Origin of the sequence: Dietzia sp. NCCP-2495 (assembly GCF_026011735.1) — a bacterium.
Lineage (GTDB): Bacteria > Actinomycetota > Actinomycetes > Mycobacteriales > Mycobacteriaceae > Dietzia.
In genome coordinates, this window is the sequence record NZ_BRVN01000007.1 from 64,023 (window position 1) to 82,820 (window position 18,798).

An 18,798-nucleotide genomic window follows, 5' to 3' on the forward strand; every position below is an offset into this window, starting at 1 on the left:
CGTGAGCAATCCAACTGATATCCGGGCGACGCGGTTCGTCCGGCCCGGCAGCGGCTGGGGTGAGATCGGCCGCCAGCTGATCAGCGCCGCGGACTCCACGGGCGGACGCCGCGAGCCGTCGGTCCTGCCCGCCGGCGCACCGAACGACGTGCTGACCCGGGTGGCCGCCGAGCTCGGACCCCGGGAACTGGCCACCCACGGCATCGGCGAGTCCGCCGCGCTGGAGTACATGGCGCGGATTGTGCACGATTACGGCCTCAACCTCACCGACTCCACCTATGCGGCGCACCTCCAGCCACCGCCGCTGTCGGTGGCCGTGGCCGCGGACGCCCTGGCCAGCGCCACCAACGCCTCGCTCGACACCTATGACTCGGGCCCGGCGACCCTGGCGATCGAGACCTGGGCGGTGGACGTGTTGGCGAGGCTGGCCGGACTCCCCGAGACAGCCGGCGGCGTCTTCGGTCCCGGAGGCTCTTATTCCAACCTGCTGGCCCTGCTCATCGCCCGCGACCAGGCCGGTGCCGCCCGCGGCCTCGACATCCGGCACGACGGGGTGGCGGCGCTCGGTTCGCCCGTCGTCCTGTGCAGCCGGGTCGCCCACTTCTCCGTCCAGCGGGCCTGCGCCGCGCTGGGCCTGGGAGAGTCCGCGGTGATCACCGTCGACTGCGACGAGCAGCACCGGATGCTGCCGTCCGCGCTGGAGGCGATCCTCGCCGACCCCGGCGTGGATCCGGCAACCGGTGCCACGCGGACCCCGTTCGCCGTGATCGCCACGGCCGGGACCACCGACTTCGGCACCATCGACCCGCTGCCCGAGATCGCGGAGATCGCCCGCCGGTACGGACTGTGGATGCACGTCGACGCGGCCTACGGCTTCGGCGCGCTCTTCTCCGAGCGCCTGTCCGGGCTCCTCGACGGGATCGCGCTGGCGGACTCGATCACGCTCGACCTGCACAAGGTCGGCTGGCAGCCCGCCGCCGCCAGTCTGCTGCTCCTCGCCGACACCGACAGCTTCGCCTCCCTCGACCGGTCGGTGGCCTACCTCAACCCAGAGGACGACCTGGAGGCCGGACTCGGAGGTCAGCTGGGACTAACGCTCCAGACCACCCGTCGGCCCGACGTCCTCAAGGTCGCCACGACGCTCCTGGCATACGGCCGGAGCGGACTCGGTGAGATGCTCGAGTCCTGCCACGATCTGGCCCTGCACGCCCAGCGCCGCATCGAGTCCGAGCCGCAACTCGAGCTGGTCACCGGCACCACCCTCACCACCGTGGTGTTCCGGTACCGCTGCCACGAGTTGGACAGCGACACCGTCAACGCCGAGGTCCGCCGCCGGCTCCTCACCTCGGGGAGCGCCCTGATCGGCCGCACCCGCGTCCGGGTCCCCTCCCTCTGCGAGCCGCGGACCTGCCTCAAGCTCACCCTGCTCAACCCCGAGACCGACGCCGCCGGCATCGACGGGCTCGTCGACGAGATCCTCCGCGTCGCCCTGGAGGTGGAGTCCGAAGGACTGGGCCGACTCGCCCCGGGCGCACGCGCCCACGCCGGGCAGAAAGCGGGGATCCTGCCGTGACCGGAGAACTGACACTCACGACACTGCCCACCGAACCCGAGCCCACCGCACCCGAACGGGTGTCGATCCTGGCGATCGGGTGCGGGCCGTTCAATCTGAGTCTCGCCGCGTTGGCGTCCACTGTCGACGGCGCCGACGTCGTCGTCGTCGACTCCTCCGACACCTTCGCGTGGCACCCGGGACTCATGTTCGACGACGCCACGCTCCAGGTCAGTTTCCTCTCCGACCTGGTCTCGCTCGTCGACCCCAGCCACCCGCTGTCGTTCCTCGCCTACCTCGCCGACGTCGACCGGCTCTACCGGTTCCTCGTCCGGGAGGACTTCTTCCCGACCCGCCGCGAGTACGAGGACTACCTCCGCTGGGCGATCGGCAAGCTCACCGGCCTGCGCTGGAGCACCACCGTCACCGAGGTGCGCTGGGATGAGGAGGCCGGGCACTTCGAGGTGGACCTCACCGGCCCGGACGGCCCGTCGACGCTGCACGCCGAGCACGTGGTGATGGGCATCGGGACCGAACCGGCGATCCCCGAGGCGGTCCGCACCGACTCGGACGCGCTCGTGCACAGCAGCCAGTACCTGTACCACCGCGACGCCCTGCACGCGGCCGAGGCCGTGACGGTGATCGGGTCCGGGCAGTCCGGCGCCGAGATCGTTGCCGACCTGCTCGAGGCGAACCTGACCGGCGGGCCGGCGGTGCGCTGGTGGACCCGCACGCCGTGGTTCGCGCCGTTGGACTTCACCAAGCTCTCGCTCGAGATGACCACGCCCGCGTACATGGAGTACTTCCACAGTCTCCCCGAGGCGACGCGCGACGAGGTGAGGCGCGGGCACTGGCAGTTCCACAAGGGCGTCTCCGAGGACACCCTGGCCCGCATTCACGACCTGCTGTACCGCCGGCAGTTCGTCGCCGACGCGGCGCCGGTGCAGCTGCGCCCGGGCGTGGAGATCGCCTCCGTCGAGGCGAGCGGCGGCGGGCTACGCGTGACCGGTCGCCACCGCGACACCGGGGCGACGCTCGCCCACGATGCAGACCTCGTGGTGGCCGCCACCGGATACACCGAGCGCCCGCCGGCCGTCCTGGCGCCGCTCGCCGACCTCCTGCAGCGTGACGCCCACGGCCGCCCCGTGGTGCTGGCCGACCACTCGATCGCGCCGGCCGACGCCGGGTCCGCGCTCGCGCACCGCCTGTTCATGGCCAATGCCGAGCACCACGCGTTCGGTGTCTCGGCTCCGAACCTCGACATCGGCGCCGTGCGCAACGCCAAGATCCTCAACTCGGTGCTCGGCCGCGAGGCGTACCGGCTGCCGCAGCGCACCGCATTCATCAGCTTCGGGCCGGACGACGACCTGGTCGACGGGCCCGGTGCTCCGAGCACTGACCACCTCCCTGGAACCGGAAGGACCACCACACCATGACCGCGATCGCGACGCGCGTGAGCCAGCCGGAGATCTGCGCCACCTGGGCGCACGCCGGACTGGCCGAGGACCATCTCGTCTACGAGGGCACCGACGGCTGGGTCTACGCTGGCGGCGTCCGCTGCGAGATCGTCCTCACCGCCTCCGAAGTACGCGTGACCAGCCACGACGCCGAGGGTAGGGCCCAGGTCCGCACCTCCGGCTACTCCGTGCGCCCCGCGCAAGCGCTGGAGGAGGCCCTGGCCGGACTCGACCTGGACGACTGGCGCGTCTACGGCTGGATCGGCTTCGACTTCTGCGCCCCGTTCCACGGGGCGACCGACCATCTGGACGACGACGACGAACTGGCGCACCTTTTCGTGCCGGAGTTCGAGGCCTTCGTGGACCACTCGGGCGATCTGCGGTTCGTCGGCGTGGACCCCGAGCTCGAGGCGCGGATGCGGTCGCTGGCCCAGAACCCGCTCCTCGTGGAGGACGAGGCGCGGCGACCCCTGCCGGTGACCGAGGACCCGACCGGCTACCGCGAGCGGGTCGCCACCGCGATCGACGAGATCCATGCCGGCCGCTACGAGAAGGTGATCATCTCCCGCGAGGTAACCGTGCCCTTCGACGTGGACATCCCCGCCACCTACCTGACCGGGCGGCTGGCCAACACTCCGGCCCGCTCGTTCACGTTCCGGCTCGGCGGTCTCGAGGCGGCCGGGTTCTCCCCGGAGATCGTGGGCTCGGTCGACGAGTCCGGCCTGATCACCACCGAGCCGGTGGCCGGCACCCGCGCCCACGGCGTCTCGCCGGACGCGGACGCCGCCGCGCGCGTCGAGCTGGAGAACGACGACAAGGAGATCGTCGAGCACGCCATCTCCGTGCGGACCTCGTGCGCCGAGGTGGCGGCGGTGGCCGTCCCCGGCACCACCGCGGTGTCCGAGTTCATGACCGTCCGACCCCGCGGCAGCGTGCAGCACCTGGCGTCGACCGTCGTGGGTCAGCTGGCCGAGCCGCACTCGGCCTGGGACGCGCTCCAGGAGCTGTTCCCGTCGGTGACCGCCTCGGGTATCCCCAAGGCCCCGGCGATTGACGCGATCTACCGGCTCGAGGCCTCGCGGCGCGGCGTGTACTCCGGGGCGGTGGTGAAGGCGTCCTCGGCCGGCGAGCTCGAGGCCACCCTCGTCCTGCGTTCGGTGTACAAGAAGGGTGACCGGAGCTGGCTCCGTGCCGGTGCCGGCATCGTGCGCCAGAGCAACCCGGAGCGGGAGTTCACCGAGACCTGCGAGAAGCTCGGGAGCGTCGCCCCGTATCTCGTGGCCGGATCGGCGTCGGAGGGCCGGGCGTGACCGGGGGCGTGACCACGGACGTTGCCGCGGACGTGACGGCCGGCGCGACCGCGGACATGACCGCTGGCGCCGGCGCGCGACGGTTCACCGAGCCGGTCTCGCTGCCGGAGTACCGGGACCTGCTCGACGGCGTCTTCGACGAGACGGTCACGGCGATGGTGAACGAGGCCGAGCGCACCGAGATCTTCCCGCGGGCCCTCCTGGAGAAGCTCGGATCGGCCGGGGTCTTCCGCGCCAAGTGGGCCGGGGCGACCAGGCCGGACGTCGCCAAGCTCTTCGAGCTGGGCTATCGGCTGGGCCGCACCGGATCCACGGGCATCGGCGTCGGGGTGAGCCTGCACGACGCGGGGATCGCCACGCTGCGCCGGTTCGGTAAAACCGACTACCTCACCGACCTGGCGGAGCGGGCGATCGACGCCACCGAGGTGCTGTGCATCGGCGCCTCGGAGGAGTCCGGGGGCAGCGACCTCCAGATCGTCGAGACCCTGGTGACGCCCGAGACCTCGGGCGGCGCCGCGGGCTACCGGGTGCGCGGACGGAAGAAGTTCTGTTCGCTCTCGCCGATCGCCGGCCACATGATCGCGGTCGCGCGCAGCGCCGAGGACGGCAGCACGCAGGGCAACAACGTGGTGGTGGCCGTGCCGATGAAGTCGCCCGGCGTGGTGGTGGGCGAACGGTACCGCAAGCTCTCGGCCGGGCCGCTCGACACCGCACCCGTCGACATCGACACATGGGTTCCCGAGGAGGCCATCGTCGCGCGTGCCGGGACCGGCTTGGCGGTGATCAGCTGGGGCCTCGCTCACGAAAGGTTGTCGGTGGCCGCCCAGGTCGCCTCGGCCTGCGACATGCTGCTGGGCATCACACTGGCCCGGATGATGGACCGGCGCCAGTTCGGCAAGCGCCTGTACGACCACCAGGCGCTGCGCCTGCGGGTCGCGGACCTGCAGTCCCGCGTCGACATGCTGCGCTTCTCGCTCGACGGGATCGCCGCGGCCGGGCCGATGAACGTCCGCACCGCTGCCGCGGTCAAGGTCACCGCCGTGCGGCTGGCCGAGGAGGTCGCGGGAGAGTGCCTACACATCTTCGGCGGCTCCGGCTACCTGCTGAACGAGACCCCGGTGGGCCGCTGGTGGAAGGACATCAAGCTCGGACGCGTCGGCGGCGGCTCCGACGAGGTCCTGTGGGAGCTGATCGCTGCGGCCATGCGGCCGGACACCGCCGGCTACATGGCGTTGTCCGAGCACCTGCTCACGGATTGACGGCCTCGACGACCTTGTCGAGTTCGGCCACTGACGCGTTGACTATCGCGTCGACGACCTTGGGATACGCCGGGGAGTCGACGGACACGATCGAGGCGTGGTCCTCCCCCTCGAGGAGGGTCAGTTCGGCCTTGCCGCCAGCCTTCTGGGCGGCCTTCACGTAGCGGCGCGAGTTCTCCGGCGGGACCACCGTGTCCTCGGTGCCGTGGATCGCGACCACGGGGGTCCCGGGGTCGACGTTCTGTGCCGGGTCCACCGTCGCGTAGCGGGCCGGGACCTGGAGCGGGGTCCCGCCGATCGCGTTGAGCACCCGGTCGTCGCCGGCGCGTGCGGAGAAGACCGAGTCCAGAGTGCCCGCGATGGACACGATCCGCGTCGGGCGGAATGCGGGGAACGCGCCCACCTCGTTGTGGTTCAGCGTGTGTCTGGTCCCGCCCCACGCGGCGAACTGGGCACCCGTGCTGTGTCCCACCACCACCTCGTCGTCGGTGGCGATGGCGGGGAATTTCTCGTTGACCTTGACCACGTGGTCGAGGGCGTCGGCGATGTCGTTGTAGGTGGTGGGCCAGCCACCGCCTGTGCCGAGCCGCCGGTACTCGATGTTGTACACGGCCATCCCGCGGACGGTCAGGGCGCGGGCGAGCGAATCGAACGAGTCGGCACCTTGCCCGTCCTGCGCGACCCCTCCGTGGATGATCACGGCCAGGGGCACCGAATGGTCCCGGTGCTCGCCGGCCGGCAGGTACAGATCGGCCCAGTTCTGGGCCGGGTCGGGGGCCTCGTGGCTCGTGGGGTACTCGATGCGCTGGACCGTCACCTCGGCCAGGTGGGCGGGAGAGTCCGGGTGGGTGACGGTGCGCGGCTCCGGCGACCCGGTCACGCAGGCGGTGAGTGTGGCCACGAGGATGAGGGCACCGGTGCCAGCGGCAAGCGGGCGACTGATCCGCCGTGCGAGCCCGCGTCTTGCCATGTCATCCCCTGTACCCCGAGCCTGTGTGACCGCAGCGGCCTGTCTCATGAACAATCGACCTCGACGCACGACGTGAAATATAGCTTACTTTCTCGTACTCCGTCGGTCGGGGGCACACGACCGTGTGACCGCTGATCGGGGGTGACGTCCGGGGTCTGCCGGATGTCAGCGGATGACGGTGACGCGTCCCGGTTCCGGAGCGGAGAGCGGGCCTTCGTCGGTGACGTACCGCTCCAGTGCGGAGATGTCGGTCAGTCCGGCCTCGCGGCGGGCGCCGTTGACGGCGAACGGCGATCCGTTCCACTCGGGGGAGGAGAGGAACTCGTTGACCACGACCGTGTATTCGGCGTCGGGGTCGACGAGGCGGCCGTCGATGAGGATCTCGGTGACCCTCGATCCTTCGGGCTCGGTCATGTCGACGGTGTAGTGCACGTTGGAGGAGACGGCGGGGCCGTGGCGTCCGATGTCGTCGGCGAACAGGTCGAAGGCGTCCTCCAGTTCCTTACCCGTGACAGTCACCAGGTAGAGCCGGTCACCGTAGGGCTGGACCGTGTGGAGGTCGGCGTAGCTCAGCGGTCCCGCGGGCATGTCGGCGCGCAGGGAGTCAGGGTTGGACAGGGCGAGGTCGGCTCCCCGGCCGCGCGCGGCGTGCAGTTGACCGTCGGCGATGACGTCGGCCAGGGGGGACTCGCCGTTCGAGTCCATCTCGCGCGGGATGGGCGTCGACGCCTCGCCGATCACCTTCCGGGCGAGTGGCGCGGCGGCGGCGGTGGCCTGACGGACGAGTTCCTCGGTCCGTGGGTCGGGCTCGATGTCGAGGTTGACGGTCTGGTTGAACACCGAGGTCTGGGGGCGGACAACCTGGCCGGTGGCGGTGTCGACGGCCAGGTCGACGACCGTGACCGAGCGTCCGTGGGACGCGGGGGCGACGACGACGCGCTCGTCGCTCTCCGGGTCGAAGACGCGGCAGGTCGCGGGCCCTCCCGATGCGCCGACGATGAGGGCGTCGACCGCCGGGTTGAGTTTCCTCACCAGGTCGTTGTCGGCGAGCTCGTCCGGGCACGCTCCAGGGTCGAGGTTGTCGTGCACCGCCGTCATCTGGACCATGCCGACGATCGCTTCGACCCCGAGGAACTGCAGGGTCTCGACAGTGGAATCGACTGAGCGCAGCGGGTCCGCTAGTCGGGTGGTGGTGGCCGGACCCGAGTCCGACGGAACGGTCACCGCCACGACGCCCACCCGCACGTCGCCGATGCGGTGGATGGCGAAGGGGAAGGTCGGTGCGGCGTCGTGCGACGGGATAACGTTGGAGGCGAGAAAGGGGAACGCCGCCCCGCGGAACGGCGGCAGCGGCGGATCGACGCGGCATTCCTGCTCGGTGTGGCAGGACGGCTTGACCAGGGACTGGACACGGTCAGTACCCTTGTCCAGTTCGCGACGGCCGATGCCGGCCCCGTCCACGCCGATCTGGTTGAAGAACTCGATTGTCGGACGGTCGCCCAGCAGGGCCGCCTCCGGCGCGGTGCCGCCGAGGGAGTCGCCGGTCGCCAGGAGGAGTGCGTCGCCGGCCTGTGCGCGGAGCTTGTCGACCGTGGTCGCGAGGTGGGGGCCGCCGCCGGCGGGGCGGACGTTCCCGGATCCGTCACGGAGTTCGCCCTGGAAGCCGACCGGTCGGGAGATCGCGCCGGCGAACTCTCCGATGCCGAGGATCCGGACCGATTGCGTCTGGTTTGACGGGCTCCACGGCTTGCTGGTCGCGCCGGTCTGGGCCGCGGCGAACGGAGGGTGGACCAGGCTCAGGATCATCGCCGACACGGCGAGCACGACCGCAGCGGCGGGTCGCAACCTGGACGTATAGACAGATGCAGAGTTCGGATCACCCTTCGAACCCTGCAACTGCACACCGACTCCTCAACCGCCGCTCGCTCGTGGACGCGGCAAAAGCGGAAGCGGACACCGTGGTTGCTTCCGTGACTGGGACCATGGTGCCGCCGCGAGGTCACGAGACCCCGCCAGAATTGTCACATTACGGTCACGAATTCCTGAGCGGCAGAGAGGAAGCGATCGTTCTCGGCCGGATCTCCGATGGATACGCGAACCCCGTCCCCGGCAAAGCACCGGGTGATGACCAGGCGTTCCCGGCAGTGATCGTTGAACGCGGTGGCCCGGTCTTCGAGCGGGAGCCAGATGAAGTTCGCCTGACTCTCGGGAACCTCGAAGCCGCTGGCGAGCAGTGCCTCGCGGACCCGGGTGCGCTCGGCGACCACCGCGTCGGTCCGGGATCGCAGCTCGTCGCCGGCCTCGAGACAGGCGATCCCGGCGGCCTGGGCGAGTGAGCTCACCGAGAACGGCACGACCATCTTCACCACCGGCGTGACCAGGTCCGCCGGGCCGACCAGGTAGCCGACCCGCAGTCCCGCGAGACCGTATGCCTTGGAGAAGGTCCGCAGGGACACGACGTTCGTGCGCGCCATCGCCTCGGCGACGCCGTCCACCGCATCGTCGGAGCGGAGGTATTCGTAGTACGCCTCGTCCAGTGCCACGGTGACCCGCTCGGGGACGCGGTCCAGGAACTTCGTGAGTTCTGTGCGGGAGACGGCCGGCCCGGTCGGGTTGTTGGGCGTGCACACGAAGATCAACCGGGTGCGGTCGGTGACGGCCTCGGCGATCGCGTCCAGGTCCAGTGACCCGTCGGCGCGATTGGGTACCTGTACCGGCACGGCGTGCGCGATGCGGGCGACGATCGGGTAGGCCTCGAAGGAGCGCCAGCCGAAGATCACCTCGTCGCCCGGTGCGCACGATGCCTGGACGAGTTGCTGGCACAGGGCCACCGAGCCGCACCCGGCCGTCACGTTGGAGGGCTGGACGCCCAGGAAGTCGGCGAGCTTGTCTACGAGTGCCCGCGCGATGATGTCGGGGTAGCGGTTGGCGCCGGCGGCTGCCTCGGCGATCGCGGCTGCCACGGAAGGCAGCGGGCCGGCAGTCGTCTCGTTTGAGGCGAGCTTGACCGCGCCGGGCACAGTCGCACCCGGCACGTAGGCGGGGATGGCGTCGAGATCGGTACGCACGTCGGGGCTCATATGAACAGCGTAGTTCCAGTAGCTTTCGCGGGGGTGACCGGCTGTTTTGCGATCCTGCGGACCCGTTGTGTACTGTTGTTTCTCGTTGGTTCGGAAGAGCCTCCAGGAGGCGTGCCAGAGCGGCCGAATGGGACTCACTGCTAATGAGTTGTCCTCCTAAAAGGGGACCGGAGGTTCAAATCCTCTCGCCTCCGCCATGTCGGGGAACCGGGTGACCGGGGATCTGGCACGACAGATGAATATGCGCCCGTAGCTCAATGGATAGAGCACTTGACTACGGATCAAGAGGTTAGGGGTTCGAATCCCTTCGGGCGCACAAGAGAAAACCCCCGCTGACCTGCACGAATGAGGCCGGCGGGGGTTTCTGTTTGGTCGGTTATGGGTTCACCGATCCAGCACTTATCCAGTGTTTACGTCCTGCGGGCCGAGCTGATCTAGGACCAGTGACATGTCCGGCGCGACCGACGCCCGTTCGACGTAGTGCTTCTTCGTCACCGCAGTACCGGAGTGGCCGAGGACCGCCGCCGCAGACTCAACGTCGACTTCCCGGTCCACGAGCGTCGCCACCGTCCGCCTGAAAGTGTGGGGAGTGATCCAGGCGTACTCGTCGCCCCGAATCTCACGCCACCGCCGACGCCAGTTGTGGGGGTCGATAGGTCCGCCCACGGCATTGACGAACACTAGGTTCTGGTCGGAGCGTGGAGCGTTCACCTTCAGCGCAATAAGCGCGTCGACGGCGAACCGGGGCAGCGCCACCGTCCGGTAGCCGCTCGCAGTCTTCGGGGTCGGTTGACGGACCAGTCCGCCGCCTTCAGCCTTCGTGCCCTCCAGCCGGATGATGGTTCCCGACACTGTGACGGTGGGAGGTGTGGCCGTGAGGTCAACGTCGTCCCAGGTGAGCGCCAGCAGTTCGCCGATCCGGCATCCGGTGGCCAGCATGATGTCCAGGGCGTGCCCGGTGTGTTGCCACCGTGGCCGTCCGCCGCGTCGCTTGTCGTCGTCGCCTGCCTGCCATGCTGCGATTCGGCGGCGCACCGCTTGGAGATCATCGAGGGTTGCGGCGCGTGGCGCTGTCCGCTTGGGGCGTGTCAGGCGTACTTGTCCTACAGGGTCGGGTCGATCTAGGTTCGCTCCACGTTCGTCGGCGAGTGCGAACGCGCCACGCACGATGACCTTGAACCGCTTTGCCAATCCGGGCCGAGACCTGGACACGTCTTTCAACCATGTCTGGACGATCTCAGCGGTGCAGTCCTCCAGCCTCATGTCGGCAATGCCACCGTTGTCGCCGGACATGGCGCGGGCGTCAGCCCGGTATGTTTCTGCCGTCTGTACGGCGATCTCACCGGCTTCCAGCTTCCCGTCGATCCAGATGTTGATGACGGTGGACAGTTTCGTCTGGGGGCCGATGCCGTCCTCGATGACTCCGGCGCGGCGTTTCGCTGCGATGCGTACGGCGGCACGCGCCTTCTCGACGGACTCGCCGTCCGCCTGGACTTGCCGTAGCCGGTCGTCGCGGCATCGCACATTGACGTAGGCCCGGTATGAGCGTGGGCCGAGTTGTTTGATTCGGACTTCTCCAAGTTCTCCTACGCGGAGACGTCGCCTAGCCATTGTCGTGCTCCCCGTAACCCTTGACCGTCCAGCCGTCGCGGGCAGCTTGCCTTGCAGCCTCCGACTCCTCCTCGTCAAGTTCTAGGACCAGAGCACTGTCCCGGTAAGGGCTTCCCTGTTCCCGGTAGAGCCGCAACCGTTCCCGCCCGCGAGCCTTCCGAATCCTGAGCAGTCGTCGCAGTGACGAGATACGAGCTACTGAGTCACTCTCATGTTCGGCACTCCAGATGCCCATTCCTCCGGTTTCACCGCACCACCATTCGTATGAGTCGCCCGAGGGGAACGGGGGGCTGGATGGAGATATTCGGGACTCGCCGTCAGGGGCATCGCTGTACATGAGCAATGCAGGAGTTGTTTCTAGCGCTAGGGCAAGGATCAACAGTTCGGATATGTCCAGCTTGCTCGCCCGCGACCCCGACTCGATCTTTGCAAGCGTGGATCGCGTGATCGGGTAGCCGAGCCGTTTAGTCCTGTCGGCAACTGCAGCGGCAGTAATGCCGAGTTCGGTTCTCCTGGTGCGCATCGCGTCTCCTACTCGCCGGGTCAGTTCGTCGGCCCAGTCCGCTGCGCTCACACCGTTGTATCCGCTCTCCATGCGAACAGACTAATTGTGGCCGGCGGTTGAACCTGCCCCCAGCCTAGGCTAAAGTTCGCATATAGAGCAACAAGGCTCTGAATGCTCCAGAATGAAGGGGTGGCCCGATGCCAACCGAACCGCTTTACGCCCCGCCCGCTGTCGCCGAGCGATGCGGCCTCACCGTCCAGGCCCTCGCCCTCATGCGGCACGAAGGCAACGGCCCCACCTACATCAAGTTGGGTCGCCGTGTCCGCTACCGCATGTCGGATGTCGACGCCTGGCTGGACGCCAACACCGTCAAGACGGGAGACGCGGCGTGACCGGCGCGGACCTGATCCAGGCATCGGGCATGGCCACCGGCGAGTTCCTGGAGGCGTTCTTCGGGGCCGGAATGAGTGAAGGGGACATGGAATGAGTAATCGAACATGGGAGATCAACATGACCGAAGCCAACTTCGACCGGCTGGAGCGCAACGCGGAACAGCGCGTGAGACGACAGGCCCGCGACCTCGGATTCACACTGATCAAGTCCAAGGCCCGTAATCCGCTCGATGTCACGTACGGCGGGTTCATGCTCGCGATGGACGGGGTTTCCGTGGCTGGCGGTGAGGGGCCGGGGTTCATGTTCGACCTGGACGACATCGCCGATTACCTCGACCACTACGAGGACGGTGCGGCATGAGCACCCGCGACGAGTTGGATTGGGCGTGCCGGGACGAGACCGAGTTAGCCCTGGAACTCCACGACCACGCCCGCCCATACCTCGCGGGTGACGTTGGCCCCGAGAAGTTCCTCGACGCCGCGCACCGGTACGGACTGGCACGCCTACACCGGGAACGCCTCCAAGACGCACTGTGGGGCGAACCGTGATGGCGTGGCACTCGACGGAGGACATCGCCCAGGAGGTGCGCAGGCGGCACGGTCTACCCGTCGGGGTGGCCCGCCGACTGGTTGAACTGGAGTACCGCGACCTGGTGGATACGGGGGTGGCGGTGATCCGTAGTCACGTGACAGAACGGGATCGGGAACTGTTTCTCGACCACATCGCCGAGACCATCGCGGAACCGTAGTTTCGTGTGTGACTCGGACCCGGACCGTCGTCGGACAATCCCAGTCATGACGACGACACCACCCGGCCCGGACCGGCAATACCTGTCCGCAGTGGAGGCGGCCGCCTACGCGCACAAGTCACGGCACTGGCTTTTCGCCCGACTGCGCGACGGCAGCCTCACCCGCTACAGGTCTCCCCGTGATGCCCGCATCACCTGGATCGACATCGACGAACTCGACGCGCTCCTGGGCGACATCCGCCCAGCCGCGTAACTCACTACTCCCGAGGACGCCCACCGCGTCCGCCCCAGACAGAAAAAACGGACCCCACGCCGCCAAGCCAGGGGTCCGTTAAAACCAACCGAATGTGGTCAGTTTAGCACTGGCCACGGGGTTTCAGGAGACCACATGACCGCCATCGACCGACTACGCGACGCCTGGCACGCGGCAGGACTGAACTGGACCGACACCAGTGCCAACACCGCGTCCGCACAAGCCCCCGGCCACTCGCCAGCCGACAAGTCCGTCAGCATCACTCAGATCGACGGCCAAGCACTTATGCACTGCCACGCGGGCGAGGCCACCGAAGATGTCCTCGGGTCCGTCAATCTCACCACCGCCGACCTGTTCGACAACCCCCAGGGCGTGACCTATGAGTACGCCGATGGGCGCAAGGTCCACCGGACTCCGAACAAGCGGTTCAGGCAGGCCGGGAACACCGCCGGAACTGCCCTGTACCGCGTCGAAAACCTGCCCGAGGGTAAAGACCTACAAGTGTTCGTGGTAGAGGGGGAGAAGGACGTTCACGCCCTCGAATCCATCGGCGCGTACGCCGTCACCTCCGGTGGAGCCAACACCGCCCGCAAGCGCGACTGGTCCCCGCTCCAGGACCGGCACGTCACCATCGTCGCCGACGACGACCAGCCCGGACACAAATACGCCGACCAGGTCGCAGCCGAGCTGGAGAACATCGCCGCCAGCATCACCGTCGTGGCAGCCAAGACCGGCAAGGATGCGGCGGACCATATCGCCGCCGGCCACACCATCACCGAGTTCCAAAAGATCGAGACCAAGCCCACCGGGCGACGCCTCAAGATCACCTTCGGCCACGAAGTCAAGACCCGCAAGATTGAATGGCTAATCCCTGATTGGATTCCCCGATCCGCCCTCACCCTCCTTGCAGGACGAGAAGGACTCGGCAAGTCCACCATCGCCGTCGCCTGGACGGCAGAAGAGACCATCAAAGGCAACTACGTCCTGTACGTCCACACCGAGGACAGTCGGGAACACACAGTCGCTCCCAGGCTCAAGGCAGCGGGCGCGGACATGTCGAAGGTCATCTTCGTAGACGTGGAAACCGAGACCAGTGATAGCGGCACGATCACCCTGCCCTTGGATAACACCGCCCTGGAACAGGTCATCGCCGAATACGGGGTGACGTTCATGGTCCTCGACGCGGCCACCAGCTCCATGTCGTCAGAACTGTCCGGCAAGGACGACCGGCAAGTCCGGCAGTTCCTCGAACCTCTCGCACAGATGGCGGCACGACAGAAGATGGTCGTCCTCGGGCTGGTCCACTTCGGCAAGCGTGATGGCGCGGACTCCGGCAAGCTCATCCTCGGTTCAATCGCTTGGTCTCAGGTCGCCCGGTCTGTTCTGTCCGTCGCCCTGGACGAAGACCAGGACCAGTTGGTCATCACCAACACCAAGGGCAACCTCGCCACCTGCGTCCGCTCCGAAGCCGCCCGCATCGTGTCCCAGACCATCGACACCGAGGACGGCCCCACCGAAGTCGGCAAGGTCAAGTGGTTGGGAGAAGTAAAGGCTGACGCCCGAGACTTCCTCGCAGGCGACGCCATCGACGGCGACGAACGCACCGAGATCGAGAAGATCATCCTCGACTACCTGGAGAGCAACGGGGGATCGGCCCCGGCCAAGGAAGTCCTCAAGGCCACCCGCGACGCAGGACTGGACGACAACGCCGTCAAGAAGGCCCGCCGAAAGATGGGTGTCAAGACCGAGAAGGCCGGCGGCACCGGCGTCGGTTGGGTGTGGACCATCGACAACGCGCCGACCGACGGGGACGTGCCCGAAGAGGCAAAGGTGCCCAAAGATTCCAAAGATGCCCATGCACGTGTGAAGGCACCTTTGGCACCTTTGCCGGAATCTTCGGCCCCCGCACCCCGCGACGACGCCCGACGGGATGTTCTCGGAGCCTTGTCCGCCACGTACGGCATGGACGCCCGAGTCCTCACGCAGTCCGTGTCCCCCCGCTACCGCGACCAGGTGAACGACATCCTCGACCAGTTCGTCACCGAAGGCATCGCCACCCTCGACGGAACCAAGTACCAACTCGCCACCGCCCAGGAGACCGCCGCATGACACAGAAGAAACCCCCAAAGCTGACCCTGCTGAACGCCCGGTCCAGCCGCGTGCAGGACGCCCTCGACACCCTCGTGGACGCCCGCTCACAACGTGCCGCACGACTCATCCGGGCATTGCCCGAGGACGAGCTGAGACTGCTCCTGTTCGCCGCCGTCACATCTGTCGATCCCAGGTGGCGGTTCCCGGCCCACACGAACACACTGCTACCGGCAGGCACCGTCGACCAGGAAAAGATGCGCCGCGACATCGCCGCGATCCTCATCAAGAACCCGTACGCGATCACCCCGCACATGCTCGCCTTGTCCGATGCCGTGGCACAGCACGATCCCAGGCGACAAGACCAGGCCGCAGCATGAGCGCGGCGACTGGACGCGGGGACAAAGATGAACCTCCGCTATATGTCCAGATCGCCCCCGATGTGGCCCGCCTGGCATCCGAGGGCATCGGCAGGAATCGCATCGCGGACCAGCTCGACGTTGCCCAGTCCACCGTGACCAAGGCAGCGCAGCACGCGGGGATCGACCTCGACGCGGCACCAGCAGCAGCTACCGCAGGACGAGCGAGGCAAGCCGAGCACGCCCGCCTGGAGTTGGCAGGACTCGCCCACCAAATCGCGGTGAAGGCCGGGAACAAGCTTGTGGACGCACTGGACCGGGACGACCTCGACGCCATCCGGCCACTGTCCGTCGCCTTCGGTGTGAGTGCTGACAAGGAGATTGCGCTCGCGCGACATCTGCCCGCAGGCGACGCCACCACCGGCGACACGCTGCTCGACCGGCTCGCCACCGGGTTCTCCGAGTGGGCCGCGCACGTCGAACAACTAGACCACCACCAGACCGCCGACGATGCCCAGGGAGGCACAGCATGACCAAGAAGACCGTCACCGATTACGAAGCCGACATGACCCGGCTGGAGGCCGACATCCGCGCCACCGCCCACATGGTCACCGGCGACCCCGACCTCACCGACGAGGGCAAGAAGCGCCGCCACCGGGCGTGGTCAAATGAACGACGGTGGGCCGAGCAGTTCGACGCCACCGCCACCGGCCTGACAACCGCACTGGAATCGGCCCAGGCTAAGGCGGCAGCCGCCCGCGCCACGATGACGACGATGCCCGACGGTGATGCGGCGCTCGCCCAGGAGATGCGCATGAATCGGCGCATGAAGCGGATTGAGGCCGTCCTCAACGCGGGAGGCACCGGGCCGCTGCTGGACCTGATCGCCACCGCCGACGACGCCGAGTTGCCGTTCCTGCTGGAACACATCAACGATCATCACGAGTCTGTTGGCGGGGATATCGGTAGTGCAGGTGCGCAGATTGTCGAACAGGCACTACGTGATCGTTCTCCCGAGTACGCCCAGGCCGCGCACGTGGCCGGTGCCGCGAACAATGCGCTGACCATCGCCCGCGAGAAGATCAACTACCTGCGGGCACTCATCGAAGATCCTGCGACCCCGCCGCCCGGTGAGTACGCCCTCGCCGGGATGAGTGTTACCGGTGTCGTGCCTGACGTGGCCGGTCTCACCGCGTAACCCTGGACCCCCGGCGTGCGGTCTGCTCGCATCACGCCGAATGCCCTGCCACTGCGGTCCCGGTGGCCGGCAGGGCAGCGCCCCCTACGTCATCGCGACGTGGGGGGCGTCGTGCATTTGTCGAAACCCCGCGCGCGCGATAGTGCTGGAGGTTTCTACCCCGTCCATGTTTTATCCAGCACATTGACGGAAACCTAGACGAATCCCGGCAGTGCCCGACACATGTTCGTAGGGGCCATAATCCCACGTCGGCAGCCGTAAACGAATCTCATGGAATGACCCCACGGAGAGTGACCCGATTACAAGAGGTTAGGGGTTCGAGTCCCTTCGGGCGCACAGGAAGAACGCCCCCGCCGGTTCGGCGGGGGCGTTCGTCGTTCCTGCTTCGAAGCTCGGGTCGAGTTCCTACCTCGGGCTGAGTTCCTAGCTCGGGTCGAGCACCACCACGGGGATCAGCCGGTCGGTACGGGTCTGATACTTCAGGTACGGCGGGTAGAGCTCGGCCATCTGCGACCACAGGCGCTCCCGCTCCTCGCCGTCGGCCACCCGCGCGACCGCCGTCATCTTCTCGGCGCCCACCTGTATCCGCACCTCGGGCTCGGCGGTGAGGTTGTGGAACCAGCCCGGATGGGTCGGGGCGCCGCCCTTGGAGGCGATCACCACGTAGGCGCCGTCGGCCTCGCCGTAGATCAGCGGCATGGTGAGGATCCGCCCGGTGCGGCGACCGCGGGTGGTCAGCAGCAGCGTCGGAGTGTCCTCCCGTCCGCCCGACGCTGGCGTCGAACAGGCGCGCGCTCTCGGGGTCCCTGGCGTACTCCTCGAGATGGTCGCGGATCCAGTCCGGGACCTCGGGTTGCGGATCGTTCTGTGGCTGTGTACTCATGGGGTCCAGTGTGCTCTGATCCACCGGCCGCGTGCGTGAATCACCTCGTCCAGTCGATCTCATTCGCCATGGCGAGCAGTCGCTCCCGCCGCCGCACCCGGTCCCGTTGCCCCGCCGGTTACCCTGCGTCCATGAGGCTTGCGACGGACGGCGGCGTCGAGGGGCGGCTCCCGTGGTACCTGTGCCGGGCGTCGGGCCGGGTGCCACATGACTTCGGCCCGGAGCAGCCGTTCGTGGCGCTGCACCCGATGATCAACTACCGCCCCTACATCGCCGCCTCGCCCGACGTCTTCCCGCCCGGCCACCCCGGCTACGACCAGGGCGTGGCGGGTGACCTGCAGATTCCGGCGCCGCTGCGGGAGCGGATCGAGCAGTGGGTCGCCGAGTTCACGGGCAATTTTCTCCACCTCGGGGACAGGCCGGTCGACCAACCGGTGTGGCGCGACGGGTTCGACGAGATCGCCTGGCTCCGCCGGGGCCACGCGCTCGCGGAGGAGCTGGGCGCGCACTATCCGGGCCATGCCGCGTTCTGTTGCGCGGAGGAATACGTGGTGTGCGAACTCGCCGCCGAGCAGCTCAACTATGTGTGCGCGCTGACCGGCCCCCACTATCGCGAGGACGGCTGGCGGATGCCGGGCAACGAGCCTGACCCGGACCAGCCGGGCGAGCTGAAGCTGATGCCGGAATACGGTGTCGAGTGGGGACTGTGGGACGGGTGGCTGCCGTACCACCAGCCGCCGCGGCTGCGCGCCGGTCCCGGTCGGGGAGGCTTCACCACGCCACGCTCCCTGGGCCTGACCTCCGACCTCGAGGAGCGTCTGCGCAGGTGGAACGAGGACTGGCGCCACGGCTTTCTCGGCTACGGCCCGGCTACGGGGTCGGGCCCGGACGCGGACTCCGGCGCCGCGCTCGGCCTGCCCGGCTACGGATTCGCCCTGCCGCGCTGGGTCGGCGGGGTCGACCCAGTGGCCTGGTACCGCGAGGGCCACGCGATCGCCGCCCGCCTGGCCGAGGAACTCCCGGGCGTGCGGGTGCGGCTCAGCGCGGTCCGGTACGTGTGCGCGGGGCGCTTCCGCCACGAGATACCGATTTTCGACGACGACGAGTACTGGACTCGACCCGGCGCCTGACC

General features: G+C 68.1%; 20 protein-coding genes and 2 tRNA genes. 16 read left to right on the forward strand and 6 right to left on the reverse strand.

Translation table 11 applies throughout. The features are described 5' to 3' along the window. Position 1: 1 nt before the first annotated feature. Genes OPF83_RS08365 through OPF83_RS08380 form a run of 4 tightly spaced genes read left to right on the forward strand, consistent with a single transcriptional unit; the run spans position 2 to position 5,578 of the window. Entirely contained in the window at positions 2-1,573 is a 1,572-nt protein-coding gene (locus OPF83_RS08365; RefSeq protein ID WP_264886904.1) for a pyridoxal-dependent decarboxylase, read from the forward strand. Further along, on the forward strand, positions 1,570-2,988 hold the full coding sequence (locus tag OPF83_RS08370; protein ID WP_264886905.1) for a lysine N(6)-hydroxylase/L-ornithine N(5)-oxygenase family protein: 1,419 nt from the start codon (positions 1,570-1,572) through the stop codon (positions 2,986-2,988). The genes OPF83_RS08365 and OPF83_RS08370 overlap by 4 nt, the downstream gene beginning before the upstream one ends. Next, positions 2,985-4,319, forward strand: coding sequence for a salicylate synthase (locus OPF83_RS08375; RefSeq protein WP_264886906.1), 1,335 nt, complete (start codon positions 2,985-2,987; stop codon positions 4,317-4,319). The genes OPF83_RS08370 and OPF83_RS08375 overlap by 4 nt, the downstream gene beginning before the upstream one ends. A 56-nt stretch (positions 4,320-4,375) precedes the next feature. Continuing rightward, the gene (locus OPF83_RS08380; RefSeq protein WP_264887010.1) at positions 4,376-5,578 is read left to right on the forward strand and encodes an acyl-CoA dehydrogenase family protein; all 1,203 of its coding nucleotides are present in this window, start codon (positions 4,376-4,378) and stop codon (positions 5,576-5,578) included. On the opposite strand, the gene OPF83_RS08385 is transcribed toward OPF83_RS08380, so the two are convergent. The 3 genes from OPF83_RS08385 to OPF83_RS08395 form a co-directional block, all read right to left on the reverse strand. Beyond that, entirely contained in the window at positions 5,568-6,548 is a 981-nt protein-coding gene (locus tag OPF83_RS08385) for a S9 family peptidase (RefSeq protein ID WP_264886907.1), read from the reverse strand. The two genes, OPF83_RS08380 and OPF83_RS08385, sit on opposite strands and share 11 nt — an antisense overlap. Before the next feature lie 165 nt (positions 6,549-6,713). After that, on the reverse strand, positions 6,714-8,450 hold the full coding sequence (locus OPF83_RS08390) for a bifunctional UDP-sugar hydrolase/5'-nucleotidase (RefSeq protein WP_264886908.1): 1,737 nt from the start codon (positions 8,448-8,450) through the stop codon (positions 6,714-6,716). Between the two features lie 119 nt (positions 8,451-8,569). Further along, the gene (locus OPF83_RS08395; RefSeq protein ID WP_264886909.1) at positions 8,570-9,628 is read right to left on the reverse strand and encodes a pyridoxal phosphate-dependent aminotransferase; all 1,059 of its coding nucleotides are present in this window, start codon (positions 9,626-9,628) and stop codon (positions 8,570-8,572) included. Positions 9,629-9,733: 105 nt separating this feature from the next. Here OPF83_RS08395 and OPF83_RS08400 point away from each other — a divergent pair. Together OPF83_RS08400 and OPF83_RS08405 are read left to right on the forward strand one after the other, a co-directional pair. Then, a tRNA-Ser gene (locus OPF83_RS08400) sits at positions 9,734-9,825 on the forward strand. Positions 9,826-9,871: 46 nt separating this feature from the next. Further along, positions 9,872-9,944: transfer RNA gene (locus tag OPF83_RS08405), tRNA-Arg, on the forward strand. 83 nt (positions 9,945-10,027) lie between these two features. On the opposite strand, the gene OPF83_RS08410 is transcribed toward OPF83_RS08405, so the two are convergent. After that, entirely contained in the window at positions 10,028-11,317 is a 1,290-nt protein-coding gene (locus OPF83_RS08410; protein WP_264886910.1) for a site-specific integrase, read from the reverse strand. Continuing rightward, positions 11,232-11,834, reverse strand: a complete 603-nt coding sequence (locus tag OPF83_RS08415; RefSeq protein ID WP_264886911.1) for a helix-turn-helix domain-containing protein — start codon at positions 11,832-11,834, stop codon at positions 11,232-11,234. Before OPF83_RS08415 ends, OPF83_RS08410 begins: the two co-directional genes overlap by 86 nt. Positions 11,835-11,941: 107 nt before the next feature. Here OPF83_RS08415 and OPF83_RS08420 point away from each other — a divergent pair, with 107 nt between their 5' ends. The 9 genes from OPF83_RS08420 to OPF83_RS08460 all read left to right on the forward strand — a co-directional run bounded on the left by OPF83_RS08420 (position 11,942) and on the right by OPF83_RS08460 (position 16,783). Further along, the gene (locus OPF83_RS08420) at positions 11,942-12,136 is read left to right on the forward strand and encodes an AlpA family transcriptional regulator (RefSeq protein WP_264886912.1); all 195 of its coding nucleotides are present in this window, start codon (positions 11,942-11,944) and stop codon (positions 12,134-12,136) included. A gap of 91 nt (positions 12,137-12,227) precedes the next feature. After that, a complete protein-coding gene (locus OPF83_RS08425; RefSeq protein WP_264886913.1) occupies positions 12,228-12,497 on the forward strand; it encodes a hypothetical protein in 270 nt (89 codons plus the stop codon). After that, positions 12,494-12,685 carry a hypothetical protein gene (locus OPF83_RS08430; protein WP_264886914.1) on the forward strand — a complete coding sequence of 64 codons (192 nt, stop codon included), beginning with the start codon at positions 12,494-12,496 and terminating at the stop codon, positions 12,683-12,685. Before OPF83_RS08425 ends, OPF83_RS08430 begins: the two co-directional genes overlap by 4 nt. Then, positions 12,685-12,885, forward strand: a complete 201-nt coding sequence (locus tag OPF83_RS08435; RefSeq protein ID WP_264886916.1) for a hypothetical protein — start codon at positions 12,685-12,687, stop codon at positions 12,883-12,885. Before OPF83_RS08430 ends, OPF83_RS08435 begins: the two co-directional genes overlap by 1 nt. Before the next feature lie 46 nt (positions 12,886-12,931). Beyond that, positions 12,932-13,138 (forward strand): hypothetical protein, encoded by a 207-nt coding sequence (locus tag OPF83_RS08440; protein WP_264886918.1) that lies wholly within the window; start codon positions 12,932-12,934, stop codon positions 13,136-13,138. A 135-nt stretch (positions 13,139-13,273) separates the two neighbouring features. Continuing rightward, entirely contained in the window at positions 13,274-15,247 is a 1,974-nt protein-coding gene (locus tag OPF83_RS08445) for an AAA family ATPase (protein ID WP_264886919.1), read from the forward strand. Then, positions 15,244-15,606 (forward strand): hypothetical protein, encoded by a 363-nt coding sequence (locus tag OPF83_RS08450; RefSeq protein ID WP_264886920.1) that lies wholly within the window; start codon positions 15,244-15,246, stop codon positions 15,604-15,606. The genes OPF83_RS08445 and OPF83_RS08450 overlap by 4 nt, the downstream gene beginning before the upstream one ends. Next, positions 15,603-16,118, forward strand: coding sequence for a hypothetical protein (locus OPF83_RS08455; RefSeq protein ID WP_264886922.1), 516 nt, complete (start codon positions 15,603-15,605; stop codon positions 16,116-16,118). Before OPF83_RS08450 ends, OPF83_RS08455 begins: the two co-directional genes overlap by 4 nt. Next, positions 16,115-16,783 carry a hypothetical protein gene (locus tag OPF83_RS08460; protein WP_264886924.1) on the forward strand — a complete coding sequence of 223 codons (669 nt, stop codon included), beginning with the start codon at positions 16,115-16,117 and terminating at the stop codon, positions 16,781-16,783. Before OPF83_RS08455 ends, OPF83_RS08460 begins: the two co-directional genes overlap by 4 nt. Positions 16,784-17,206: 423 nt before the next feature. On the opposite strand, the gene OPF83_RS08465 is transcribed toward OPF83_RS08460, so the two are convergent. Continuing rightward, positions 17,207-17,644: a nitroreductase family deazaflavin-dependent oxidoreductase gene (locus tag OPF83_RS08465; protein ID WP_309297760.1), complete on the reverse strand. Its 438-nt coding sequence runs from the start codon at positions 17,642-17,644 to the stop codon at positions 17,207-17,209. A 153-nt stretch (positions 17,645-17,797) separates the two neighbouring features. On the opposite strand from OPF83_RS08465, the gene OPF83_RS08470 reads away from it, so the two are divergent. After that, complete coding sequence (locus OPF83_RS08470) at positions 17,798-18,796, forward strand: hypothetical protein (RefSeq protein ID WP_264886925.1); 999 nt, start codon at positions 17,798-17,800, stop codon at positions 18,794-18,796. Positions 18,797-18,798: the final 2 nt, after the last annotated feature.